Source organism: Agrobacterium sp. DKPNP3 (genome assembly GCF_052686535.1).
The window spans coordinates 90,160-116,243 of the sequence record NZ_JBQYSN010000004.1 but is presented as its reverse complement, the minus strand read 5'-3'; the positions used below and the strand labels follow the sequence as shown (position 1 = coordinate 116,243).

The window sequence follows — 26,084 nt, the reverse complement described above, 5'->3', positions numbered from 1 at the left end:
TTCGAAAAAATCGAGAAATCCGTCTTCTTATTGATTTTAGAGGTGAATTTAAGATTTGTCATACAGATTAACGTCAATTAACCGGTTTCTACCGGTTTTGAGCGTTCATCATCGACCTTCCCTATATAGGGTTTGCATTTCAGGATTAAAGGTTGCCGCAGGCGGCAGCAATGTCAGTCTGACGACGGGCTGAAGCGGGCCACAAGCGCATGGGCATTGCCGGGATAGGTAAAGCGCACATAGGTGACGGCACCGGAATTGCTCCAGGTGCGTCGCTCCACCACGAGACACGCCTGCCTGTCGCCGATACCCAGAAGACGCGTGATTTCCTTTGCAGGCGTTTCCGCGCTGATGCGATGTTCGGCAGTGCTCCACGGCACATGACCCAGCAGCCACGGCCCCGGGGCGATTTCGGAGAAATCGGTTTCGGCCGCTTCCGGCACGGCACTCAGATTGACGAGACGCTGCTCGACGCAGAATTCCCGCGCGCCGGCAAGATGGATGCAGAGAATCTCAAGCAATGGTGTGCCGGTCGCCACATCCAGTCGTTCGCGATCCCCTGCATTCGCGTTGCGCAGTCCGCGTTCAAGGATTTTGAAGTCATATTCGAGCCCAAGCGATTCGACTTCCGCGCCGATGTCATGAATTTGCAGAACGGCTGACTGGATTTGCGGCTGACGGACGAAACTGCCTGACTTCTTGCGACGTTCGATCAATCCGGCTTTGGCGAGCTGGCTCATGACCTTATTCACGGTCATACGCGAACACTGATACTGGTCCGCGAGATCGACCTCGAATGGCAGCCGGTGCCCCGGCGGCCATTCGCCTGAAACAATCCTGCCCTCTATATCGCCGAGGATACGCTGGTGCAGGGTTTGCCCGGCCGATGCTGTCGTCACGTCCGCACTCCCCTTCTCCAATGGCAGTTCTTGGTCTCCGCCGACCCTATATCAGCCCTCAAGAAGTTCAGCCATGACCTTGTTGAATCGGGCAGAGATTTCGCTGCGGCGGATATGACGGCCGCCACCGACGCATTTCTTGCCGCGCACCCAAACGGAATCGACGCCCACGCCACCCGCGAATATCCACTGATCGAGAATTTGCGATGGTGCAAGATATGGAACGGCGGATACATCAAGTGCGACAAAATCTGCACTTTTCTCGCGCTCCAGGCCATTTGGCGACGCCATCGCCCTGCCGCCGCCCTGAAGTGCACCGCGGAAAAGTTTCTCGCCGGTGGAACGGCCGGCGTCGGCGATAACATTGCGCGCGCGAAGCGAGAGGCGCTGCGAATATTCAAGCGTTCGCAACTCTTCCGGAACGGAAATCAAGATATTGGAGTCGGATCCGACACCGTAATGGCCACCTTCGGAAAGAAAGCCCGGAGCCGGGAAGATGCCGTCGCCGAGATTGGCCTCCGTGATCGGACACAGACCGGCAACTGCGCCGCTCTTCGCCATGGCGCGCGTTTCACTCTCCGTCATGTGCGTTGCATGGATCAGGCACCAGCGGCTATCGACGGGCGCGTTTTCAAGCAGCCATTCCACCGGCCTTGCACCGGAAAAGGCCAGGGAGTCTTCAACTTCCTTCGTCTGTTCCGCGACGTGAATATGGATCGGTCCCCCTTTTGCCAGAGGCTCTATGGCCGCCAGCTCGTCGGCGGTGACAGCGCGCAGGCTGTGGGGCGCTATGCCAAGGACGGCGCCCGGCAGTCTGCCTACCACAGCCTCTGCGCTCTGCATCAGCTTTGCGTAACTGTCGAGCGAATGAATGAAGCGTTTCTGTCCGTCTATCGGAGCCTGACCACCGAAACCGGAATGGGCATAAAAGACAGGCAGCAGGGTCAGACCGATACCCGTCTGCGACGCGGCCGCGCCGATGCGTTCGGCCATTTCGGCAATATTGCCGTAATGTGAACCGTCGCGGTCATTGTGCAGGTAGTGGAATTCACCAACCCTGCCAAATCCGGCCTCCAGCATTTCCATATAGAGCTGGGCAGCAACCGCCTCCACGTGGTCAGGCGTCATGGAGAGCGCGAACTTATACATCACGGTGCGCCAGCTCCAGAAACTGTCGTCACCCGGTCCACGGATTTCAGCAAGCCCGGCCATGGCGCGCTGAAACGCGTGGCTGTGGAGATTGGGCATGGCCGGGACAATGACGGCGTGCCGCTCGTCCAGGGGCTGCGCGGAAGCGCCTGTTTCGACGGAGGCAATGAGACCGTCCTGGCATATGATGCGAACGTCCTTCGCCCATCCTTCCGTCAGAAGCGCTGCGCCCGCGTAAATTGCCGTCATGCCACCCTCTCCTTTGGTTCTGTCCGGCAAGGCCATTTCAAACCCAAAATTGCAGCTTGCCAAGCCGATTATTATGTATATACATTTAACTCACAAAGGAAAGGCGAAAAGCAAATGCCAGGGAACAAATCTGCAAACGTAACGGCGACGGGAAACGCCGCCGCTTTGTGGCGCAACGCCCGGCTGGCAACCTTCAATCCCGCCATGGAAGGCATCGGTGCCGTCGAAAACGCCGTCATTGCCGTGCGTAACGGCCGCATTGCCTTTGCCGGCCCTGAAAGCGATCTGCCCGCCGATCTGTGGAAAGCCGACGAGACCAACGATTGCGGTGGCCGCTGGATCACCCCTGCCCTCATCGACTGCCACACCCACCTCGTCTTCGGCGGCAATCGCGCGATGGAATTCGAGATGCGGTTGAATGGCGCGACCTATGAAGAGATCGCCAAGGCAGGTGGTGGCATCGTTTCCTCGGTGCGCGACACGCGCGCGCTCTCGGAGGAAGTTTTGGTGGCGCAGGCTCTGCCGCGTCTCGACACGCTTCTTTCCGAAGGTGTTTCCACCGTTGAAATCAAATCCGGTTACGGTCTGGACATCGAAACCGAGCTGAAAATGCTGCGCGTGGCCCGCAGGCTTGAGACATTGCGCCCGGTGCGCATCGTCACCAGCTACCTCGCCGCACACGCGACACCTGCGGACTATAAGGGCCGCAACGCCGACTATATTACCGACGTGGTTCTGCCCGGGCTGGAAAAGGCCCATGCGGAAGGACTGGCAGATGCGGTTGACGGTTTTTGCGAAGGCATCGCCTTTTCCGTGGCTGATATAGACCGGGTTTTCGCGGCAGCAAGGCAGCGCGGACTTCCCGTCAAGCTGCACGCCGAGCAGCTTTCCAATCTCGGCGGCGCCGCGCTTGCGGCATCTTACAACGCGCTTTCGGCCGATCATCTGGAATATCTCGACGAGGCCGGTGCGAAGGCGCTGGCAAAAGCTGGAACCGTGGCCGTGCTTCTGCCCGGCGCCTTTTATGCGCTCAGGGAAAAGCAGCTGCCGCCTGTTCAGGCACTGCGCGATGCCGGAGCCGAAACCGCGCTTGCAACGGATTGCAATCCCGGCACATCGCCGCTCACCTCGTTACTGCTGACTATGAACATGGGAGCGACACTTTTCCGCATGACCGTGGAAGAGTGTCTGACGGCAACGACACGCAATGCGGCAAAGGCACTCGGCCTCGGTGCTCAAACCGGCACGCTGGAAGCCGGTAAATCCGCCGATTTCGCCATCTGGGATATCGAGCGCCCGGCCGAGCTTGTCTACCGAATCGGTTTTAACCCGCTCCATGCCCGTATTTTCAAGGGACAGAAGGTTTCCTCATGACCATGAAGACCATCACGCTTCACCCAGGCGCCGTGACGCTTGCCGATCTCGCGACGATTTACTGGGAAAACGGCACCGCAAAGCTCGATCGCTCCTTCGATGCCGGCATAGAAAAAGCGGCAGCCCGCATTGCTGAAATTGCCGCTGGCAATGCCCCGGTCTACGGCATCAATACCGGTTTCGGAAAGCTTGCTTCCATCAAGATCGACGCCGCCGATGTGGCGACCCTGCAGCGCAATCTCATCCTGTCGCATTGCTGCGGCGTTGGCGCGCCGCTGCCTGAAAATGTCGTGCGGCTGATCATGGCGCTAAAGCTCGTTTCGCTCGGCCGCGGCGCGTCCGGCGTGCGGCTGGAACTGGTACGGCTGATCGAAGGCATGCTGGAAAAGGGCGTCATCCCGGTCATTCCCGAGAAGGGATCGGTCGGCGCTTCCGGCGATCTCGCACCGCTCGCCCACATGGCTGCAGTCATGATGGGCGAAGGCGAGGCTTTTTTTGAAGGCTCGCTTCTGCCCGCTGGTGAAGCGCTGGCCAGAGCCGGGTTGACCCCCGTCGTGCTTGCAGCCAAGGAAGGTCTCGCCCTCATCAACGGTACACAGACCTCGACAGCGCTCGCGCTGGCCGGCCTTTTTCGCGCCCATCGCGCCGCGCAAGCCGCGCTGATTACCGGTGCGCTTTCCACCGACGCCGCCATGGGTTCGTCTGCTCCTTTCCATCCGGATATTCACACGCTGCGGGGCCATAAGGGTCAGATCGATGCGGGAGCGGCACTTCGCAACCTGCTGGAGGGTTCGGAAATCCGCGTCAGCCATATCGAGGGCGACGAGCGCGTCCAGGATCCCTATTGCATCCGCTGCCAGCCGCAGGTGGACGGCGCCTGCCTCGATCTTCTACGCCAAGTTGCCCGCACGCTGGAAATCGAAGCGAATGCGGTGACCGACAATCCGCTGGTGCTGTCAGACAATTCCGTTGTGTCGGGCGGTAACTTCCACGCCGAACCGGTGGCGTTTGCCGCCGACCAGACGGCGCTTGCCATTTGCGAGATCGGCGCGATCGCCCAGCGCCGCGTGGCGCTGCTGGTCGATCCAGCGCTTTCTTATGGCCTGCCGGCGTTTCTTTCCAAAAAGCCAGGCCTGAATTCGGGGCTGATGATCGCCGAAGTCACCTCCGCCGCGTTGATGAGCGAGAACAAGCAGATGGCGCATCCCGCCTCGGTCGATTCCACGCCGACCTCGGCCAACCAGGAAGACCATGTGTCGATGGCGTGCCACGGCGCGCGGCGCCTGCTGCAGATGACCGACAATCTCTTCGCCATCCTCGGCATAGAAGCCTTGTCCGCCGTCCAGGGTGTCGAACTGCGCGGACCACTGAAGACCAGCCCGGAGTTGCAGAAGGCGATTGCCGTTCTGCGCGGGGCTATACCTTCCCTGGAAGAGGATCGCTACATGGCACCTGACCTGAAGAAGGCGTCGGAACTGATTGCTTCGGGCGCGCTGGTCTCGGCAATTTCGAACGGCATTCTGCCGCAGCTGGAGGTTTGAGATGCGCGCCTTCGAGGTCAGACAAGGCTCTTCGCCCATTATTCTCGGCCTGCCGCACACCGGCACCGATGTGCCGGCGGAAATTTGGGACCGCCTGAACGACACTGGCAAAATCCTCGCCGATACGGATTGGCATATCAATGAGCTTTATGCCGGGCTTCTCGAAAACGCGACAACCGTGCGGGCAACGTTCCACCGCTACGTGATCGATGCAAACCGCGATCCCTCCGGCACCAGCCTTTATCCCGGCCAGAATACGACCGGCCTTATCCCGGAAACGGACTTCGATGGAAATGCCATCTGGAAAACGGGAGCGGAGCCCACAGAATCCGACATCGCCTACCGCCTTGAAAACTTTCACGCGCCCTATCACGCAGCCCTTGCGGCGGAAATCGAACGGGTGAAATCGATCCATGGTATCGCCATTCTCTACGATTGCCATTCGATCCGGTCGCACATCCCGTTCCTGTTCGAGGGCAAGCTGCCGGACTTCAACATCGGCACGGACATGGGCAAGACCTGCGATCCGTCAATCGAGAAAATCGCCGTCGAAGTAACCGCTTCCGCTGAAGGTTATGACAGCATCCTGAACGGCCGTTTCAAAGGCGGCTGGACGACTCGCCATTACGGCAAGCCGCAAACCGGCGTACACGCCATTCAGATGGAGCTGGCGCAGTCCACCCATCTTCAAAGCGAGACGCCGCCTTTTGCCTACGATGCTGCCAAAGCTGAACAACTTCGCACCCATCTCAAAACCATTCTTACGCGCATGGAAAGATTTGCGCTCGCCACGAAACGATAAGGGGAAAGCACATGAACAACCCACGTCACAATGTTCGCGACGTCCGTGCACCGCAGGGCACTGAACTCAATGCCAAAAGCTGGATGACGGAAGCGCCGCTGCGCATGCTGATGAACAATCTGGATCCTGACGTCGCCGAGCGCCCGCATGAGCTTGTCGTTTATGGCGGCATAGGCCGCGCCGCCCGCACCTGGGACGATTTCGACCGCATCGTCGCGACGCTGAAGGATCTGAACGAGGACGAAACCCTCATCGTGCAATCCGGCAAGCCGGTCGGCGTGTTCCGCACCCATAAGGACGCGCCGCGCGTGCTGATCGCCAATTCCAACCTCGTGCCGCACTGGGCGAACTGGGATCATTTCAACGAGCTGGATAAGAAGGGCCTTGCCATGTACGGCCAGATGACGGCCGGTTCGTGGATCTATATCGGTACGCAGGGCATCGTGCAGGGCACTTATGAAACCTTCGTCGAGGCTGGCCGTCAGCATTACGGCGGCAACCTGAAGGGCAAATGGATCCTGACCGGTGGTCTCGGCGGCATGGGAGGTGCGCAGCCGCTGGCCGCTGTCATGGCTGGAGCTTGCTGCCTTGCGGTCGAATGCGACGAGACCCGCGTCGATTTCCGCTTGCGCACCCGTTACGTCGACGCAAAGGCGCACACGCTCGACGAGGCGCTGGCGCTGATCGACCAATGGACCAAGGCAGGTGAGGCGAAATCCGTTGGCCTCATCGGCAATGCGGCGGAAATCTTTCCAGAGCTTTTCCGTCGCGGCGTCCGCCCCGATATCGTCACCGATCAGACCTCGGCGCATGACCCGGTCCACGGTTATCTTCCAGCCGGATGGACCGTTGCCGAATGGCGTGCAAAGCAGGAAAGCGATCCGAAGGCCGTTGCCGCTGCGGCGCGTGCGTCCATGAAGGTGCATGTGCAGGCCATGGTCGATTTCTGGAATGCTGGCGTTCCGACGCTCGACTATGGCAACAATATCCGCCAAGTCGCCAAGGACGAGGGGCTGGAAAACGCCTTCGCCTTCCCGGGCTTCGTGCCGGCCTATATCCGCCCGCTGTTTTGCCGCGGCATTGGTCCGTTCCGCTGGGCTGCCCTTTCGGGCGATCCGGAAGACATTTACAAGACCGACGCCAAGGTGAAGGAACTACTGCCTGACAACAAGCACCTGCACAACTGGCTGGACATGGCGCGCGAGCGCATCGCGTTCCAGGGCCTGCCGGCGCGCATCTGCTGGGTCGGCCTTGGCGATCGCCATCGCCTCGGGCTTGCCTTCAACGAAATGGTCAGGAACGGGGAACTCAAGGCACCAGTTGTGATCGGCCGTGACCATCTGGACAGCGGCTCCGTCGCCTCGCCCAACCGCGAGACGGAAGCCATGAAGGACGGATCGGACGCCGTGTCCGACTGGCCGCTCCTCAACGCCCTGCTCAACACCGCATCCGGTGCCACCTGGGTATCGCTGCATCATGGCGGCGGCGTCGGCATGGGTTTCTCCCAGCATTCCGGTATGGTCATCTGCGCCGATGGTACGGATGATGCCGCACGCCGGCTGGAGCGTGTTCTCTGGAACGACCCGGCGACCGGCGTCATGCGCCATGCCGACGCGGGCTATGAGATCGCCGTTGAATGCGCCAGGGAACAGGGCCTGCGTTTGCCCGGCATCCTCGGCAACTGATGGTGTCGCCGCGCGGCCCATCGCCGCGCGGCCCTTGCCTTTCAAGGACGGAGATGGACATCATCGTTCAGCCCGTTCCCTCGTCTGAAACTTTCGAATCGATTTCTTCGTTACTTGCTTCTGCTCAGGTGTGATGTCTCGCCTCGGCGATAAACCGATGACTTTGATGGAGCGCGGACGACAGCATGGCACCACGACATATCTCCCTTGCGCTTGGTCTTCTGATCGGTACAGTTTTTCCCCTGTTGTCATCGAGCGTCGCCACCGCCTCCGAAAGCCGCGGGGCCGTTCCGGTGAGAATCGATGTGGGCGGATACAAGCTCAACAGCCTGTTGATCGAGCCTCAAAAACAGGCGGACCTGCCGCCGATCGTCTTTCTTCATGGCGCAAGCGCAAGCCTCTACGATCCGCTGTTTTCCTTTGCCGACAGGCTCAACGGCCGCGCGAAGCTATTATTTATCGACAGACCTGGCCACGGGGCCTCCGATATTGGTGGCAGTGACAATATCCTGCCGGACGGGCAGGCCGATGCGATTGCCGAACTGATGAAAAAGCGCGGAATCCGCAAGGCTATCATCGTCGGACACTCATTCGGTGGCGCGATCACAGCGGCCTTTGCTTTGCGTCATCCGGAGATGGTGACGGGTCTCGTGTTCCTTTCGCCGGCGGTCTATCCCTGGCCGGGCGGTATCGCATGGTATTATACGGCAGCGAGCGCTCCAGTGATGGGACCGCTCTTTTCCACTTTTATCGCGCCTCCGGTAGGCTTCTTCGCGCTCGATCAGGCAACGCGCGGGGTTTTTGCTCCCAATAGTCGTCCCGCGGGCTACATCGAGGCCACGCGCGCATGGGCCGCGTTAAGGCCGAAGGCGTTTCGCCATAACGCGCAGGAGGTCGCAGCGCTGAACGCCTGGGCCCGGAATACTGCGCCAAATTATGCAAAAATAAGAGCGCCGACGGTCATCATCACCGGTGACACTGACAATGTCGTTTCGCCGGAAATCCATTCTCGCCAGCTTGCGCGCACGATAACAGGATCGACACTCGTCGTTGTCAGAAATCTCGGACATAAATCCGATTACGTCGCGCGGGATCTCGTTGTGACGGCAATCGAAAAACTCGCCGGTAAAAAAGCCAACCTTTATGCGGCGCAGAAGATGCTTGAAAGGCGTATTGCCAGCGACGGCGGTATGTAGAAACACGACGTCCAGGAGCATATCGGGAAATGCAGACGATGAGACATCTGAAAAGCAACGCTTACACGTCGATGCCCTGGAAAAATGGCGGCGGTGTCACGACTGAGATCATCGTTCATCCGGCCGGCGCCACCATGACCGACTTCGATTGGCGGATCAGCATGGCCGATGTGGCACAGGACGGGCCGTTTTCGATATTTCCCGAAATTGACCGGACACTTAGCATTCTGGAAGGCAATGGTATGAGCCTCAGCATCGACGGAAAAGACCCCGTGGCGCTGACGGTTGAAAGCGCTCCCCTGCCCTTTGCCGCCGATGTTCCGGTTGACGCCACGTTGAACGACGGTCCGATTGTCGATCTGAATGTCATGTCCCGTCGCGGACACTTTCGGCATCGTGTCGAAAAACATCGCGGGGAACTGCGCCTTCAGCCAGCGTTTTCGACGACCACCTTCATCTTCGCCGTTGATCAGGCCGCTGTTTCATCCGGCAGCGAGACAATCGATCTGGAGCGACGTGATGGTCTCCTGATCGAGCCCGGTGCCGCGATTGCAGTTCGCAGTGCAGACCAGAGCGGCCAGTTCTTTATCGTGACCTTCGATCGGGGTTAAAACACTCCAGACACGGCGATCCGACGCCTCAATCGAGGCCAAGCGGATCGGCGACCCTTGGCCACAGCCCCAGACTGGCCTTGCGGTACGGCGTTTTTGCCGGATCGGTGGGATATGAGGTCGGGGCTGCAATATAAACGATGTCAGATGCTATCGGCGCAAACCCGGCGTGAAAGTGGTTTGTCGACTTGACGAGCAGCAGATCCTTGCTGGCGAAATCGATACCCAGATTGGAGAAGATATCCGGCTCATAAGTTTGCGTCCGGCTTGTGATGAGAATAATGTCGATCTCGGTACCCAGCGGGCGAACAACGGCGGCACGGCCGAGCGTGACGCGGCTGTTGCGGAAGCTTTGCCATCCAGCCTCCGCCGTCCGCATCACCTTGATGCGGAAATCGAGCGGCTCGCCGCCTTGCGGGCTGGATTTGCCGCCAATGCGTAGATCGAGCTCGGCCCCCTCACCCGCCGCATGACAGAAGGACACCGCTATCGGGTCCCAGATCGTCGCGACAGCGAAATTATCGATGCCTCGCTCGACCATGCGCCGTAGAATATGTGTCGCATCACCCGCGACGCCGCCGCCCGGATTATCCCAGATATCAGAGACGACCACCGGTTTCCCCGGATTGTTCGTGCGGATGGAAAGCGCCAGATCGAGGCCCGATTCTGTATCCAGCATCGGCATCGCGGTAAGCTTGCGCATGGCGTAGAGCTCGTGGCCGAGCTTTTCCGCCAGCGCATCGCCCTTCGACATATCGTTATCGGTGACCACGACAATGCGCGTTCCCATATCCGGTACGTCGCCCGCCATGAAACCGTGAATGACGGAAGCGGACAGAATGCCGTCCTTGCCTTCCATGGCCTTTAACCGATCGACATAAGATCGCATCGGCTCGCGGCTGGTGGGGTAAATCGTAATCATCCGGCAGTCGAATGTCGAGATGACGGGCTTGATCTCGCCTCGAAGGGTACGAAGCGCCAGTTCCACCACGTGCTCGCCACGTTCTTCGAAGTCCGTGTGCGGAAACTCCAGGAAAGTCGCCATGATGTCGAGGTTTTTGACCCGCAAGGCGGTAAGATGGCTGTGTGGATCGAATTCTGCGGCAATCAATACGTCCGGCCCGACCATGTCGCGTATCCGTGAGAGGAAATCACCTTCCGGATCGTCATAACCCTGCGCCGCCATCGCCCCATGGAGACCAAGGACAACAGCATCGACAGGCATGGCGGCGGCGAGTTCCCCGAGGATCGTGTCCCGCAGTGTCTCATAGGTCTCACGCTGGATAAGTCCGGCGGGTTCCGCCCAACAGGAGGTCCCCTCGATGACTGTGAAGCCCTCTGCCTTGCCGCGGCGTCGCAGGATGGGCACCGGCGACGAGCACAATGTTGGCGTTTCCGGATGCTCGCCGGGGCCGGCGTAAAATGCCGCACGGAAGGCGTCCATATCCGTTGGCACGGGCGAAAATGTGTTGGTTTCAGTGGCAAGCGATGCCGTGAAAATGCGCATATTTCCGAGTCTCGTTATCAGCGTCTGCATTCGCGCAGCTTCACAAATTGACTTTACTTAGCCGGATAATCTTACCACACGGTGCCGCGCGCCGCGATCTTCTCGACACGCGTTACAATGCCGTTGCGATGGAAGACCATTCTGTCGAAGAGATTGCTCACGACGCATGTGTGGTTCGGCACCACCTTGACGACGTCGCCAATCTCGAGCCGCGAGGAGCAGCCGGACAGATCGACGACCGCATGCTCTTCCGAAAGCGACACGATTTTTGCGCCCTCATAACCTTCTATGAGACCATAATCGCTGAAACCCAACAGGTCTGACGTCAGCGCCTTTGAGCCACTGTCCAGCACCGCCCGATCAGCGGTTGGCTTGGAGACCACGGTTGCGAGAACGTGCATCGCCAGGTCATCGATATTGCAATGGCCCGCGCGCACCATTGAGCGGTCGTTATAGACATAGGTGCCAGCCCGATGCTCGGTGGCCGAGGGAACAAGGTGCGCGGCGTAAAAATCAGGGGAACCGCCACTGGAACGGATCGGGCAGCCAATACCCTTCCCGGCAAGCAGTTCCATTGTCTCGGATAGAAATTTCTCCACCGTCGCCGCCCCCGCAGGCGCGGGATAGGTCAACATACCCTTGAAGACCAGCCCTGGGGCCGCGGCAATTTTATCCGCAAGGGCTAGAGCCGTTTCCGGGCTTTGCACCCCACAGCGCTTGCCACCGGTATCGCATTCGACCAAAACCGCCAGCGGCCTGCTCACATCGAATGTAGCGGCAAGACCGGCAATTGTCGTCTCACTGTCTGCGACGACGCTGAGCCGAGCAACACGCTCGTTCAATGCCTTCAGCCTGGCAAGTTTCGCCGCACCGAGAATATTGTAGGTAATGAGAATATCGTCGAAGCCAGCATCGGCGAAAACTTCCGCTTCGCTGACTTTCTGGCAGTTGATACCGATTGCACCGGCCTCAAGCTGCTGTCTTGCGACAGCCGGTATCTTGTGGGTTTTGATGTGTGGGCGGAAGGCTTTACCATGGTCGTCCAGATAAGACTGCGCTCTCATGATATTGGCGCTGAGACGGTCCTCGTCAATGACGGGCATGGGCGTCGAAATTGCATCAATGGGTGTACCCACGTCAGGCCACGGATAGGTCATCATCTACTCTCAACAACAGGCAAATCGGGCTTCAGGCCAGCGGCTTGTAGGCGATAACGTCCATTTCGACCTTTGCATCGACCATTAGTGGTGATTGCACGGTCGAGCGCGCGGGCGGATGATCAATGAAATATTTCTGGAATACAGCGTTGAAGCTCGAAAAATCACGCGCATCATCCAGCCAGACATTCACCTTGACGACATCAGCCAGCGTGCAGTCGGCCAGCGCCAGGACGTCCTTGATGTTGGCGATCACCTGCTCAGTCTGCGCCACGATACCGCCGACGACGACCTCACCGTCGACGGTTGGCACTTGACCGGAAACATAGACGAAATCTCCCGCCCTCACAGCTTTCGCAAAGGGGCGACGCTGTCCGCCTGCCTGATTGTCAGCAGCTTCGTATCTTACCAATTTTCCCATGGGTCCCCGCAAATTATTTTCATAAAGTCGCTCATTTTCGAGATCATTAGCCCTTTTTGACAGGAATTTCTACACGTCATGTAAATTATTTAGGAATTTGTCTTTCTTGGACATCTGTCATAATGATCTTACGCGGCGTGCCATTACTCGGAACGCTTCGTTTCCCCACCGTATCAGACAGTCAAATAGTCAAAAACGGCAGGTTCCAGCCCCCGTTACACAGAGTGATTCCAGACAAGTTATTGAGCCAAGTGTTCGGAGTTAGCCGCGGCTAACACAGCCCGACGGTGTCGGCGGATAACGGCACGGCCATCATGTCCTCAGCGCTGGATGGCTGGCATTCCGCTGCCGACAACTCGTTTCGTGATAGCATCCGCGATCTTTTGCGCCTGCACGCGAATATCGGGAACCGCAGTGATCTCCCAGAACCTGCCAGCGGTTAGCGCACCCGCCGCAAAGAGCCCAGGCCAACTCTCGCCATTCCCCTGCAAAAGCCGCGACCCTTCATCAACTTCAACACCGAGCCCTAAAGGATCCAGCAAAACAACGCCGTCGTCACGCATGGACTCGAGCAGCCGAGAATGGCCGATCCCTGCCCTTTCCATGCCCGTACAATTAATCACCCAATCAACCTGCAGGGACTGAACGACCTGAGAATGTCGGCGCCGATAATTGAGGGCAATGCCTTCCACTGCCGGTTCAATAGACCGAAGAAATCCAGCGTGGATCTCCACCAGCCCTTCAACCATCAGCTTCTCAAAAGCGGCGTAAACTTCAGGTGCAATCCGGTGCCGATGGATGTTCCACCAAGGCAAGCTATGGCGAAGAAACCGGCTACGTTGCGCCACCGTCAGGATCTGCCAAAGGGCCTGGGTTTTCGGGCGCAAGCCATCCATCACGCTGCGCCACGACACACCATCGCGGACCTGTTTGCGCAGGGACCTTAGCAAATGGCTTATTTCTGTTGAGCCAATGCCGAGATCAGGTTCGACTGGCGGCAATGGCGGGGTAACATGCGCATGCGGAACGAGACCGCGACGAGACAGAACATGGATCGGGCCGCGATGGCCTTTTCCCCGCAGCGTCATGACTTGGTCAATCATCGTCAGGCCCGAACCAAGAATACAGATGCGGTCGCCTGATTTCACTTTGGAAAGCCAACCCGGCTGCCAGCAGTGACCAATAATATGCTGCGATCCATGCCCCGCATTGTCGACCGCTTGCACCGGCAAACTCGCGGCTCCGACCCCAAGACACAAAACGACATTGCGCGCGTGCAATTCGTCGCCCCGCTCGAGAGTGAAAGAAAATCCGCCCGCGCCATCGTCCCGGCAAGCGGAAGCCTTGGCCCGAATAAAATCGACCCTCGCACGCTGCTCCCGGCTCCGAAGCAAGGACGCTAGTCTATCGCGGAGATAAAGACCGTAGTCTCCGCGCGATGCAAATGATAGCGGATTGTCATCGAGTCCGTTCTGCCCTAACCACTCGACAAAATCGTTGGGGCGATCGGGAAAGGCGCTCATTCGACCGGCCGGCACGTTCAGGCGGTGATAGGGAAGCTCCGTTCGATAGGCGGTACCGCGCCCAAAATCGGAGTCATCGCCGACGATCGCAATTGACGCTTCCTGCGGCAGGTTCGTCAAAAGATGGCCAGCGGTGCAAATCGCCGAGAAACCGGATCCAACGAGTGCGACATCATAAGTCATTCAATCCTCCAATCTGCGTGCGCGAGAACGGCAAGGCGACGGTGTCGCCGTCGTTACTCTAGTAAATGAGTAGAGATTAAAGCCACCCAGATGTCTACCCCGCAATTCTGGTTCCACTCGGTGGAAGAGGCGATGAAGTCAGGACTATAAGTTAGCCGCGGCTAACCAGGGGCGCCCAAGGTCCATCGACAAAAAAACTCGAAGCGAACACACTCCATGACCGCATTCGCCGAGAAGTTTGCCGCGGCTAACCGAAAAACCGACGCGGCGTACAAATGTGATTCTTCCACAATGCTTTAGCGCCGCTTTCGTATCTCGTAAAAAAGCCTATTGCGCCCAAAAGAGAATCGGCGCTTATATCTCAGTTGCGGAAAAAACCGCCTTTTTCGAAAAAAACCGCTACTGCAATTTCGAGCGAAAGAAGACCGATGACACAGAGTGCCGATTTAAGACGTGCCGCAGGAGCACCTGACCTGACAAGTCTTATACAACAGCATTCGGCTGCGTTGTCAGCCCAATTGCAGGCTCATAATGCAAATACATTTTCACCGCACACCGAAAAGAGCATGCGTCATTTCTCCCCGGCGGAAACCGCAAGGTTGATCGGAATTGGCGAAGCCTATCTTCGCCAGATCGCCGCCGAGCGGCCGGAACTCGACGCCGCGCAGGCGACCGGTCGTCGTTCCTACTCGGTGGAAGATATGGACGAGATCAGAAAGTTTCTCGATCAAGGTGCCCGTGGCACCCGCCGGTACCTGCCGCACCGCCGCGAAGGCGAAGAATTACAGGTTATCGCCGTCATGAACTTCAAGGGCGGTTCCGGCAAAACCACGACATCAGCGCACCTCGCTCAATATCTGGCGCTGCGCGGCTATCGTGTGCTTGCCATTGACCTTGACCCGCAGGCCAGTCTTTCGGCGCTCTTCGGACATCAGCCGGAAATCGACGTCGGTCCGAATGAGACGCTGTACGGCGCTATCCGCTATGACGACGAACGTCGTCCGATCGCTGAAATCGTGCGCGGTACCTACATTCCCAATCTTCATATCGTTCCGGGCAATCTTGAACTGATGGAGTTTGAACATGATACACCGCGCGCCTTGATGCGCCGCGCGCCAGGCGACACGCTATTCTTCGCACGCATCGGCCAGGCGATTGCCCAGGCTCAGAATTTCTACGATGTCGTTGTCATCGACTGCCCGCCGCAGCTCGGTTATCTGACGCTCTCTGCGCTGACTGCCGCAACATCCGTTCTCGTCACCGTTCACCCGCAGATGCTCGACGTCATGTCCATGAACCAGTTTCTTGCAATGACCGGCGATCTTCTTGCTGAGATCGGCAGGGCAGGTGCCCGTTCCGACTACAATTGGATGCGGTATCTGATCACCCGCTTTGAACCGAGCGACGGGCCGCAGAACCAGATGGTCGCCTTCCTGCGCTCGATTTTTGGTGAAAACGTTCTCATCCACCCGATGCTGAAAAGTACGGCGGTTTCCGATGCGGGTTTGACCAATCAGACACTTTTCGAAGTCGAAAGAACCCAGTTTACCCGGTCTACCTATGACCGAGCGCTGGAAGCCATGAACAATGTGAACGCTGAGATCGAAGGACTGATTAAGAAAGCGTGGGGTAGGGCAGCATGAGCAGAAAACAGATATTCGCCAATCTCGGCACGCCAGCCGCTGACAGCAATGAAACCGCATCCGAGCGCTCGCGTCCGCGCATCAGGCCCATTCTCGGTTCGCCTGAACTGGTCACGGATGTGCTGAATTCCCCTGTCGGCATGATCGGTCAGTCCCTAAACGAGGTTTCCGAGCGCGCGAAACGGGCGGAAGAGATCGAAAAGCAGCTTGCGGAAGGTCTAACGATCGTTTCGCTCAATCCTGCCGATATCGATCCTTCCTTCATCCCGGACCGCATGCCCGCATCGGAAGAAGCCGATGCCGGTCTCATCGAAGCCATTCGTGAACAGGGCCAGCAGGTTCCGATCCTGGTGCGCCCCCATCCTGATTTCCCCGGGCGTTATCAGGTCGCTTTCGGTCATCGTCGCCTGCGCGCGGTTACCAGCCTTGGTATTCCGGTCAAAGCTGTCGTTCGTGATCTGAGTGATGAGCAGCTCGTCGTTGCCCAGGGGCAGGAAAACAATGAGCGCCGCGACCTCACCTACATCGAAAAGGCGCGCTTCGCTCAAAAACTGCAGATGCGGTTTCCCCGTGACACCATCATGGCCGCCATGTCGCTTCACAAAGGTGACCTGTCCAACATGCTGTCGGTTGTCGGCCGCATTCCAGAGGATCTCGTTGACCTCATTGGTCCGGCTCCGACCGTTGGGCGGCGCAACTGGATGGACCTCGCCGACCAGCTGTCGTCGTCGCAGGTCAAGGAGGCGGCACGCGCCTATGTGAAGGATCCATCCATCGCAGCCCTGCCGTCCGAAGAACGGTTCAAATCGCTCCTGGAGTTTTTGAAACCCAAGGCGCAGCCCAAAAAGACCGGCGTGTGGTCGTCCCAGACCGGTGGCAGATTGGCAAAGGTCGTCGAAAGCGATCGCAAGCTGGATATCTCTATAGACAAGAACGAAGCACCGGAATTTGCCGAGTTCGTTCTCGAACACCTTCAGACGCTGTTTGCCGAATATCGGTCCAAGCAGTGAGTTTTTACTCTAACGACTAACAGGAGACGCATCACAAAAGAAAAAAGCCCCCGAACGTTGCCGCGCGGAAGCCTTTCTTTGATTTAAGCACCCGAAGAATCTCATTTCCGCGAATCATAGTCAAGAGTCTTGGCATCGAATTTTTCGGTGAGCGATTTTCTTTTGCCTTGTGAAAGGTGAAAGACATGGACAACACATGTGTAACGACGCCCTTTGGGCGGCGAGCGATGTCGTTTGGCGTTCTCGCAACCCAGTTTGCCGCGCAAAAGAACAGGAAAATCGAAGCGGTCGATAAGTGGAAACTCTATCGATCCGTCTGCGAGGCCAGGCCTTTGCTCGGCGTTACGGACCGCTCGCTCGCCGTTTTGAACGCGCTTTTGAGCTTTTATCCAAAAAACGAGCTTTCCAATGAAGCGAGCTTGGTCGTGTTCCCATCCAACACGCAATTGTCGCTCAGAGCCCATGGAATGGCTGAGCAGACATTGCGCCGCCATCTCTCCGCACTCGTCGAGGCCGGCCTCATCATTCGTAAGGATAGTCCGAACGGAAAACGATATGCGCGCAAGCATCGCGGAGGAGAGATCAGCGAAGCCTATGGTTTTTCACTGGCACCGCTTCTTGCCCGCAAAGCCGAAATCGAAGAGTTGGCCGAACGTATCATCAGCGAACGGCTCGATCTTCAGCGTCTCCGTGAGACCATCAGCCTTTGCCGGCGTGATATTCAGAAGCTCTGCGAGATGATCGCGGCGAGCGGTAAAACCGATATCGTCGAGGGGTTCCAGGCACGCTATACAGCCATTGCTGTCTCGCTCGGTCGTAACTCCAAATCCGCAGAACTTAAAGAAATCGCCAATTTTCTGGCTTCTCTGCGTGCCGAAGTCACCAACTATCTGGAAAATATCGAAAAATCCGAAAAAATGGGCGGCAATGACTGCCAAAATGAGCGGCTCAAAAAGAATTCAGAATCCGAATCCATATCTAAACGGCAAAACTCGGAGAAGCCGGCTGTCGCTGTACCAGCCGGTCAAATTAGAACGCCACAGGCCAGTGTGGCACCCGTTAGCGAAACACCACGCCCCTCATCGGCAAAGCCTGTTTCTCAAAAGCAGTTTTTTGTTCCTGATATTGTTTTGGTTTTGAAGGCCTGCCCTGACATTTGCCACTATGCTCCTGGTGGTGCTGTGACCAACTGGCGCGATTTGGAAGTCGCAACAGCCGTCATCAAGACCATGTTCAACATCAGTCACTCGGCTTACCAGGAAGCACTGCTCACATTTGGTCGCCAGGGAACGGCAGCCATTCTCGCTTGCCTTCTGCAAAAGGCCGACCAGATCAGTTCCGTTGGCGGATATCTTCGTAACCTGACCCGTAAGGCGGGGGAAGGGGGCTTTGAGCTACAAACAATGCTCCTCGCACAGTTGCGCTGCCGTAAGGAAAACAGCGAGGCCACCATGCCCAGTTAAGCACCGCGAGGCAAAGCTGCTCGTCTTGCGGAAAAGTCGTAGCAACGCTACATTGGCACCGGCTCAGCACAAAAGATTCGTTCGATGATTTAGCACCGACAAGTGCTGGAAAAAGCAAGCCGATGGTTAATCCGAGGTAGCGAAAGCTAAGTACATTTTAGCTTTCGTTTTAGAATTTCCATTTTTGGTTTCAATCGCTTGAGTCAACGCAAATTTCGGAAGCCTTTCGCCATTTTTCCCGGCGTCCTGGCATATCGTGACGTATATCCCCGACACGTTAGGAGTTGAAACAACCGTTTCGGTTCTCGCGAACAGCTAGAGGCGGGCACCATGTCACATCTTCCACAAGGCAGCGAAAGGGACATCCGGCTGAACCTTCTGCGCCGTGCCGCGTTGTCCAGCTATCACTTACTGGATGGCTATGATCATGATGTTTCCAGATGACATTGAATTGGCTGTTGCCGTCTATATGGCCGACCACGCGCTGCCACAGGACAGGGCGATCGAGATACTTCTGCGAGCCGAATTACAACGCAGTGGCCATCTGCCCGGTGGGGCGGGCCGCCCGCGCGAAATCGTTGATGGGCAACCGAGTGCCGATTACGTTCAGTATAGTTCATACCTTGAGGAAGACAGCTGAAGACCTACGGAACAAAAGCGATCTGAGGCTGTTTACGGCGCAAACAATATTGCCAGGATACGCCCGATGCCCCAAAGAATAGTTCTCGTTACAGCCGCCTTTTCCACAATGATGAGCCTGCCAGCGCTGGCGCAATCCTTTGATGTGAGCGCTCTTGAAGTTCGAAAGCCCGAGCGCCCGCTATCGGCACCACAGATCACATCCCCGAACTACATTACCGACGTCACGGGAAAGAAAGTTAGACTTGTCGGCCCACGATTTTACCCAGATAACGCTCGCGCCCTCGACTTTCCCGGTCGGAAGGCGGACCCTGTTGTAGCCAGCGGTGAAGGCGTATTATCGCAGCGTTAAACCATCGCAAGAACGAAGGCTATTTGTTCAACGTCTGAGGCGGGAACGGAATGAAGGGCAGGGGCGGCGATAATCGCGTGCGCAAAGCGCATCCAGAAAGCTGGGTCAGACAGGAAGGACAGGATGCGGAAAAGGCCAGTTTTCCCGAACTGTTCTTTGATCTCGTTTTCGTGTTTGCGCTGATCCAGCTTTCTCACGCGCTCGCAGAGGATTTCGGACCAACGGCAGCACTTGAAGCTGTCATCCTGATATTGTCCCTATGGTGGCTTTGGATCCATACAACGTGGATCACGAACCTTCTGAACACAGAAAAGGAGCCTGTCAGGCTGCTGCTGTTCTTCCTGATGTTCGGCGGCGTGCTGCTTGCCATTGCGCTGCCAGAGGCCTTTGCCGAACAGGGGCTCATATTCGCGCTCATTTACAGCGTGATGCAGGTCGGGAGAAGCCTTTTTACGCTTTTCGCTTTCAAGGCTGAGGATCGGCAGTCCTTTCTGATATTCGTGCGGGTCACGATCTGGCTCGTCATATCCAGCCTGTTCTGGCTTGCTGGCGGTTTGGTCGATCTTACCGATCGTATCCTCTTGTGGAGCATCGCGCTCGCGATCGAATATGCGGGGCCCGCCTGCCGTTACGTCGTGCCAGGCATGGCGAAGAGTGATGAAGACAGGCTGCACCTTTCAGGCGAACATCTAGCCGAGCGATGCGCACTCTTTGTCATCATATGCCTTGGCGAAACGATCCTCACCACTGGGCGCACAGCGACGGAATACATGAATTCCGGCCTGACGTTCCTGGTTTTTTGCTCGGCCTTCGTCAGCACCGTGGCCATGTGGTGGATATATTTCCATCACGGGCAGGAGGAGGCTTCCAAGAAGGCCGAAAGTGCCGACGAAAAGGCAAAGATCGCCCATAACCTCTTCAATTATGGGCACCTGCCTATCGTTGCCGGCATCATCCTGACGGCAGTGGGAGAGGATTTCAGCCTCTCGCATGCCCATGACGGCGCGACGTTTCGTGAAGCGATTGCCATTCTCGGCGGGCCTATCCTTTTTCTGGCCGGCAACATCGGCGTCAAGACCGCCGCTGCCTATCAAAGGCCGGTTTCGCATTTTGTCGGGGTTGCGGCGCTGTGTCTCTTATTGCCGGTGCCGGGCATCCCTCTCTTTGCGCTTCAGGTCGCAAGCACGGCAATTCTACTGCTTGTGGCGCTTTGGGAATATCTTGCGTTGCAACGGGCAGTCACCAATGCCTGATGGCGGGAGAGGCATGGCCAGCTTGCGCCCCGGTTTGCGCAATCATCGTGTCGAGATGTGGCCCCAAGAAACCGCGGAAGATCGCCGAAGCGTGCCACCAGTCCGAAGACGATTGCGGCGGTTGCAACGAAGAGCACCGTTACGGACGCCATAGTCGGCCTATATCCGTGGCGCGAGGCGTTGCATATCTTGATTGGCAGCATTTCCATCGCAAGGCCGACGGTCATGGAAGCGCCGATATTTTCGTTGAGCGACAGCACGAAGGCAAAGGCGTATCCGGAGATGATGTCGGGCGTGATGAACGGCACGACGTTGGTGCGAAAAACCATCCGGTTATCCGCATCCATCGTGGCGGCTGCCTCCGTCAACGCGCGACCGCTGGAGGAAAAGCCGAGCGAAAGTGTCACGAGCGCCGGCGTGACAAAGATGATCGCATGGCTAACATTACATCGTCGCGTCGCTCTCACCCAGCACCTTACGCAGTCCTTCAATGGTGAAGGGCTTGGATAACTGATGTGCATCTGCAATGCCCGACGCTGTCTTGGCGCTGTCGTCGCCGCTTGCAAACACGATCCGCACGTCTGGCCAGCGGTCCCGCACCTGTTTTGCGAGTTCTATTCCAGACATGCCGGGCAGGCCGACATCTGTCAGCAACGTGTCGATCCTGTTTGTCTCGAGCACGCCAAGGGCATGTTCCGCCGAGTTTGCCTCATGCACCGTGTGGCCCAGTTCCTCTACCATGTCGACCGTCGACATCAGGATGAGCGGCTCATCCTCCACGATAAGAACATGCGACACCGTTGGGCGGCTTTCAAGCTGTTTCCTTTGCTGTTCCTGATCCGCCCCCGGCTCGGATGCAGTCGCCAGCTCCTGCCGCTCCATCCGTTGCAGGGCAATCCTTTGTTGCTGCGCGTTGTTTAAAACGTGGCGGACTTTACGGGCCAGTGCCTCTCGGGTGTAGGGTTTGGACAGCAAATCAACACCAGCGTCGAGGCGACCGCCATGAACGATCGAGTTTTCAGTGTAACCGGAGGTAAACAACACAGCGATCCCGGGAAACTGAGCCTTGGCCTTCCTCGCAAGCTCTGTGCTGCGCATCGGGCCCGGCATGACGACGTCGGTAAACAGCAGGTCGATCTGGACACCACTGCTGACGATGGCGAACGCGGACTGTGCATCGTGCGCCTTGAGGACGCGGTAACCGAGGTCAGTCAGCAGTGCGACCGATGTTTCCCTCACGCCGTCATCGTCCTCGACCACAAGAACAGTTTCCGTGCCCCCCGTCACGGGAATGGCCTTCTGATCGCTTAGGCTGTCTTCGGCCTGCATCGTGCGCGGCATGTAAAGCTTCATGGTGGTCCCATGCCCCACCTCGCTGTAAATTTTGAGGTGGCCTCCGGACTGCTTGAGGAAACCGTAAACCATCGACAGACCGAGGCCGCTTCCCTTGCCATCCGTTTTGGTGCTGAAGAACGGTTCAAGGACATGCTCGATGATATCGGGCGATATTCCTGAGCCCGTGTCGGTCACCGCGACGAGCACATATTGCCCTGGGCGAACATCATCGTGGGAAAGGGCGTAATCGTCGTCGAGGACCGCATTTCCGGTCTCGATGGTCAAGCGCCCGCGACCTTCCATCGCGTCCCTCGAATTGATTGCGAGGTTCAGGATGGCGTTTTCCAACTGACTTGGATCGATCAGCGTATTCCAAAGGCCGCCGGAAACAACGGTTTCGAGTTCGACCTCTTCGCCCAGCGCCCGGCGCAGCATGTCGTCCATATTCTGGATGAGCTTCCGGACATTGACGACTTTCGGCTCGAGCGGCTGACGTCGGCCGAAGGCCAGAAGCTGCGATGCCAGCTTTGCGCCGCGGGCGACACCGGCGAGCGCGTTTTGAAGGCGTTGTTCTGCCCGACTGTTGCCGTCGATGTCCTTGGCGAGAAGCTGCAGGTTGCCGCTCACAACCTGAAGAAGATTGTTGAAGTCGTGAGCCACGCCGCCAGTCAGGTTGCCCAGCGCTTCCATTTTTTGCGCCTGCCTCAAAGCGATCTGTGCGGTTTCGCGCTCGATCGTTTCTTTCTCAAGCTCCAGAAGTGCGGTTCTCAGCTCGAGAGTGCGCTGCTCGACTTTTTCTTCAAGGGTGTGGTTGAGGCTCTGAAGCTGATCCTCAGCCCGCTTCTGGTCCGTGACATCAAAACCATCCACGAAAATCCCGGTCACCGATCCGTTGAGGTCAAAGATTGGCTGGTAGATCAGATGCACGAAGCGCTGGTCGGGTTGCTTTTTGCCATTCCGCTCCAGAAACACCGGTACATGACGGCCTATATATGGCTTGCCCGATTGGAAAACGCCGTCTAGCAATTCGAAGAAACCCTGTCCGGCGATCTCGGGAAGGGCTTCTCTGACGCTGAGGCCGACGAGCTTGCGGTGACCGACAAGTTGCATGTAGGCATCGTTGACCAGCTCGAAAGTGTGTTCAGGCCCGCTGAGGATGCACATGAAACTTGGTGCCTGCTGGAACAGGGCCCGCATCCGGTCCCGCTCGGCGGTCCGAAGTTCCACTTCTGATGAGAGTTGACGGTTGAGATGCTCTAGCGCGAGCGCTGCTTTTTCCCGGATTGCGGCAGCCTCTGCCAGTGCCGCTGCCCGTCGACGCTCTGTTTCGAACGCTTCCGCGCTCGCCAAGCGCGACGTGATCTGGCCGGCAATCAATTTGAGGAAATCGAGGTAATCGTCGCTGACGGCCCGATGGGCATTCAGCCCGCTGATCAAAACGCCCTTGGGTTGGTCGCTTGCTTGCCCGACCAGAGGAATGACCGCAGCCTGAGACGGGGCTTTCGGCCAGGGGCCTGAGGGCACGACGTCAGAAGCGGCCAAACTTACCAGTTCCACATCCTGCTTTTGCCAGGCGCGATCAAGGTTCCAGATACCCGCGCCGCGGATTATAGTTACTGGCAACAAGACGTCGTCTTCGGCTGCACCACACACCCACCGGCGCTCCGCATTGCCTTTGTCGTCAAAAACGTAAAGTGCGCAGAAGGGAAGATCCTGGGGGTTTTCTTTAAGTGCTTCACGTGACGCGTTGAAGACGTCGACCTCGGTGTCTGCCACGGCAAGGCCAGACGCCAGAGTGCGCATGGTTGCCAGTCGGCGCTCGCTGATGACCCGCTCGGTTTCTTCCGTGACCGCGCAGAAAACGCCCTCGACCTTGCCGCTATCTCCGATCAGCGGACTGTACGAGAAGGTGTGATACGTCTCCTCCGGGTACCCGTCGCGTTCGAGCAACAGGAGTAACGCCCGGTCCCATGTTGCCTCTCCGCTTGAGTAAACGGTTTCCAGGCGCCCTTTGATATCACTCCAGATTTCAGACCATAATACCTTCGTCGGCACAGCAAGCGCGTTGGGATGCTTGTTGCCCAGTGTCGGACGATAGGCGTCGTTATAAAAAAATGCGATGTCTGGGCCCCAGCCGAGCCACATTTCGAATTTCGAGGTGAGCAGCAGCCGGATCGCGACCTTCAGCGCTTGCGGCCATTCGTCCGGGCAACCGAGCGAACTATTCGTCCAATCATGGCGCCGCATCATCTGCGCCATTTCCCCTTCACCAACAAATATGTCCCGATATCGGTCCGAAACCAACGCCATTCCACTTCCATCCCAATAAAGCAGATCCTACCTAGATCATTGATAACGCTTCGCTGGCCAGCTAGTTCTAGATCGACGGCAGTTTTTGTATAGGGTGGGAGACATTTGAAATTGAGCAAACGAACGTCGCAACCCGAATGGAGTACAGAGGAACTCAGGCGCGCCATTCGGTCGGCCGGGGTGGCACTCTGGACCTGGATCGTCGATGACGACACGTTTGTAATGGATGCCAAGGCTTACGAACTCTGGGACATTCCCGGCGAGACGAACCTCACCTTCGAGCATCTTTCCGCAAAAGTCCATCCAGCCGACCGGGACCGCGTCAGAGCGGCGTTCGTCGCAACCCGCGCGATTGATGGACCGTTTGAAATCGATTTCCGTATTTTGACGAACGCTTCCGACGTTCGTTGGATTTCTGCCCGAGGTCAGGGCAACGAGGGAGACGCCGCCACCGAAAAAATGACAGGCATCTTCCTCGACGTCACGGGCCGCAAGCAGGCGGAGGAAGGCCATGAGCTCCTTGCAGGCGAGATGAGCCATCGCGTCAAAAATATTCTGGCTCTGGCGTCCGGATTGACAAACATCACCTCGCGGACCACCGAGACGAAAGAGGAAATGGCGAAGCAGTTGACCGAGCGGCTCACGGCCCTTGGCCGTGCACACGAGCTGGTCCGCCCGCTGCCGGATGGTCAAGGGAGGGCGGCGCTGCTCGGAGACCTCTTTGCGGTGCTCCTCGCCCCTTACGACGATGTCGGCGCTTTTGCCGGTCGCATCCGTGTCGCTGTTCCGCGCATGGGTCTGGGAGAGAAGGCCGCAACCAGTCTGGCCCTCGTGATCCACGAACTGGCGACGAATTCGCTGAAATACGGTGCCTTGTCCAATGATGCGGGGCTGCTCGATATCTCCGGCTCCATCATTGGAGACGAGGTTGAAATTGTCTGGAGCGAAAACGGAGGCGAGGCCGCCCCGTCGCCGAGATCGGCAGACGGCTACGGGAGCAAGTTGTTGCACCGGACAATCTCCGGACAACTCGGTGGCTCCATCGACTATAACTGGGTCGAAGGCGGCGTCGTCGTGACACTGAGGATGAAAGAAAGCCATCTTTCCGGCTAAAGAGCGAGCTTACAGATTGCTACAGCGACAAGGCGGGGGCGGCCGGATCGATCCTGATCGGATCCCAGGCTGTGCGTCGCTCAGAACGCCCTCAAAACCGGTCGTCTTCCTTCAGGCTGTTTGAAAACAGGGACCTCCGCCCTATATCCCTCTCTTCAGACAGGAGGTCATCGATGAAGGTACAAAAGTTCAGTGTTTCGGATGCCAAGCTGGCCAAGTCACCCGGGCAGGATGCCGAAATTTACGTCGGAAACCTCGTGGATGAAAATCATGGCGGCCCGGTCACCATAGGCTACGGTCGATACGCGCCCGGCCAGTCTCTGACCGAGACGATGGCAGTGGACGACACGATGATCGTTCTTGAGGGAAGTCTTTCCGTGTCAACGAGCGATGGCACGGTGACCGCGGGACCTGGAGACATCGTGTACATGCCGAAGGGCCAGTCCGTCACGATCGCCACACAGGGCGAGGGCGCTCTCACAGCCTATGTCACCTATCCGCATTGGGCGCAATTCCACAAGGGCTGAACGGGAGCCAGACGCCCTGTCGCCGGGCACGGCCGTTCCACCCGTCTCTGGAGCAGTCGGAAACGAAACTCGAAACGTGTTTCGTCATTCGACAAACGTGCCGCTTATTCAAAAACGACAAACACACTCGAGCGCCCGCACG

The 26,084-nt window shown here is 57.7% G+C and carries 20 protein-coding genes and 1 pseudogene; 13 read left to right on the top strand and 8 right to left on the bottom strand.

Annotated features, from left to right (window positions below):
• Nucleotides 1-173: 173 nt before the first annotated feature.
• Together hutC and ACUTJJ_RS02465 are read right to left on the bottom strand one after the other, a co-directional pair.
• Nucleotides 174-899: a histidine utilization repressor gene (gene hutC / locus ACUTJJ_RS02470; RefSeq protein ID WP_445541180.1), complete on the bottom strand. Its 726-nt coding sequence runs from the start codon at nt 897-899 to the stop codon at nt 174-176.
• A 51-nt stretch (nt 900-950) separates the two neighbouring features.
• Nucleotides 951-2,297, bottom strand: a complete 1,347-nt coding sequence (locus ACUTJJ_RS02465; protein WP_445541179.1) for a formimidoylglutamate deiminase — start codon at nt 2,295-2,297, stop codon at nt 951-953.
• A gap of 114 nt (nt 2,298-2,411) precedes the next feature.
• Here ACUTJJ_RS02465 and hutI point away from each other — a divergent pair, with 114 nt between their 5' ends.
• The 6 genes from hutI to ACUTJJ_RS02435 all read left to right on the top strand — a co-directional run bounded on the left by hutI (nt 2,412) and on the right by ACUTJJ_RS02435 (nt 9,506).
• Nucleotides 2,412-3,671 (top strand): imidazolonepropionase, encoded by a 1,260-nt coding sequence (hutI, locus tag ACUTJJ_RS02460; RefSeq protein WP_445541178.1) that lies wholly within the window; start codon nt 2,412-2,414, stop codon nt 3,669-3,671.
• Nucleotides 3,668-5,212, top strand: coding sequence for a histidine ammonia-lyase (gene hutH, locus ACUTJJ_RS02455; protein WP_445541177.1), 1,545 nt, complete (start codon nt 3,668-3,670; stop codon nt 5,210-5,212). The genes hutI and hutH overlap by 4 nt, the downstream gene beginning before the upstream one ends.
• A 1-nt stretch (nt 5,213) precedes the next feature.
• Nucleotides 5,214-6,014 carry an N-formylglutamate deformylase gene (hutG, locus tag ACUTJJ_RS02450; protein ID WP_445541176.1) on the top strand — a complete coding sequence of 267 codons (801 nt, stop codon included), beginning with the start codon at nt 5,214-5,216 and terminating at the stop codon, nt 6,012-6,014.
• A gap of 11 nt (nt 6,015-6,025) precedes the next feature.
• Entirely contained in the window at nt 6,026-7,699 is a 1,674-nt protein-coding gene (hutU, locus tag ACUTJJ_RS02445; protein ID WP_209090820.1) for a urocanate hydratase, read from the top strand.
• A 185-nt stretch (nt 7,700-7,884) separates the two neighbouring features.
• Nucleotides 7,885-8,895 carry an alpha/beta fold hydrolase gene (locus ACUTJJ_RS02440; protein ID WP_445541175.1) on the top strand — a complete coding sequence of 337 codons (1,011 nt, stop codon included), beginning with the start codon at nt 7,885-7,887 and terminating at the stop codon, nt 8,893-8,895.
• 38 nt (nt 8,896-8,933) lie between these two features.
• Nucleotides 8,934-9,506, top strand: a complete 573-nt coding sequence (locus ACUTJJ_RS02435) for a HutD/Ves family protein (RefSeq protein WP_445541174.1) — start codon at nt 8,934-8,936, stop codon at nt 9,504-9,506.
• 28 nt (nt 9,507-9,534) lie between these two features.
• Here ACUTJJ_RS02435 and ACUTJJ_RS02430 read toward each other — a convergent pair whose 3' ends face one another.
• The 4 genes from ACUTJJ_RS02430 to ACUTJJ_RS02415 form a co-directional block, all read right to left on the bottom strand.
• A complete protein-coding gene (locus ACUTJJ_RS02430; RefSeq protein WP_445541173.1) occupies nt 9,535-11,013 on the bottom strand; it encodes a M81 family metallopeptidase in 1,479 nt (492 codons plus the stop codon).
• A gap of 71 nt (nt 11,014-11,084) precedes the next feature.
• Entirely contained in the window at nt 11,085-12,170 is a 1,086-nt protein-coding gene (locus tag ACUTJJ_RS02425) for a D-TA family PLP-dependent enzyme (RefSeq protein WP_445541185.1), read from the bottom strand.
• 31 nt (nt 12,171-12,201) lie between these two features.
• Nucleotides 12,202-12,591: a RidA family protein gene (locus ACUTJJ_RS02420; protein WP_445541172.1), complete on the bottom strand. Its 390-nt coding sequence runs from the start codon at nt 12,589-12,591 to the stop codon at nt 12,202-12,204.
• A 320-nt stretch (nt 12,592-12,911) separates the two neighbouring features.
• Nucleotides 12,912-14,297: an FAD/NAD(P)-binding protein gene (locus tag ACUTJJ_RS02415; protein WP_445541171.1), complete on the bottom strand. Its 1,386-nt coding sequence runs from the start codon at nt 14,295-14,297 to the stop codon at nt 12,912-12,914.
• A gap of 428 nt (nt 14,298-14,725) precedes the next feature.
• Here ACUTJJ_RS02415 and repA point away from each other — a divergent pair, with 428 nt between their 5' ends.
• The 5 genes from repA (at nt 14,726) to ACUTJJ_RS02390 (ending at nt 20,657) form a co-directional block, all read left to right on the top strand.
• Nucleotides 14,726-15,940, top strand: a complete 1,215-nt coding sequence (repA, locus tag ACUTJJ_RS02410; RefSeq protein ID WP_077224618.1) for a plasmid partitioning protein RepA — start codon at nt 14,726-14,728, stop codon at nt 15,938-15,940.
• Nucleotides 15,937-16,950, top strand: coding sequence for a plasmid partitioning protein RepB (repB, locus tag ACUTJJ_RS02405; RefSeq protein WP_445541170.1), 1,014 nt, complete (start codon nt 15,937-15,939; stop codon nt 16,948-16,950). The genes repA and repB overlap by 4 nt, the downstream gene beginning before the upstream one ends.
• Nucleotides 16,951-17,135: 185 nt before the next feature.
• Entirely contained in the window at nt 17,136-18,413 is a 1,278-nt protein-coding gene (gene repC / locus ACUTJJ_RS02400) for a plasmid replication protein RepC (RefSeq protein ID WP_445541184.1), read from the top strand.
• A 427-nt stretch (nt 18,414-18,840) separates the two neighbouring features.
• Nucleotides 18,841-19,053 (top strand): hypothetical protein, encoded by a 213-nt coding sequence (locus ACUTJJ_RS02395; RefSeq protein WP_063947668.1) that lies wholly within the window; start codon nt 18,841-18,843, stop codon nt 19,051-19,053.
• A 401-nt stretch (nt 19,054-19,454) separates the two neighbouring features.
• On the top strand, nt 19,455-20,657 hold the full coding sequence (locus tag ACUTJJ_RS02390) for a low temperature requirement protein A (RefSeq protein WP_445541169.1): 1,203 nt from the start codon (nt 19,455-19,457) through the stop codon (nt 20,655-20,657).
• Nucleotides 20,658-20,710: 53 nt separating this feature from the next.
• Here the strand turns inward: ACUTJJ_RS02390 and ACUTJJ_RS02385 are convergent.
• Nucleotides 20,711-21,100: pseudogene (locus ACUTJJ_RS02385) on the bottom strand (ABC transporter permease); the annotation flags it as partial.
• Between the two features lies 1 nt (nt 21,101).
• Nucleotides 21,102-24,251 carry a response regulator gene (locus ACUTJJ_RS02380; protein ID WP_445541183.1) on the bottom strand — a complete coding sequence of 1,050 codons (3,150 nt, stop codon included), beginning with the start codon at nt 24,249-24,251 and terminating at the stop codon, nt 21,102-21,104.
• A gap of 156 nt (nt 24,252-24,407) precedes the next feature.
• On the opposite strand from ACUTJJ_RS02380, the gene ACUTJJ_RS02375 reads away from it, so the two are divergent.
• Both ACUTJJ_RS02375 and ACUTJJ_RS02370 read left to right on the top strand, forming a co-directional pair.
• The gene (locus ACUTJJ_RS02375; protein WP_445541168.1) at nt 24,408-25,415 is read left to right on the top strand and encodes a sensor histidine kinase; all 1,008 of its coding nucleotides are present in this window, start codon (nt 24,408-24,410) and stop codon (nt 25,413-25,415) included.
• 173 nt (nt 25,416-25,588) lie between these two features.
• Entirely contained in the window at nt 25,589-25,942 is a 354-nt protein-coding gene (locus tag ACUTJJ_RS02370; protein ID WP_445541167.1) for a cupin domain-containing protein, read from the top strand.
• Nucleotides 25,943-26,084: the final 142 nt, after the last annotated feature.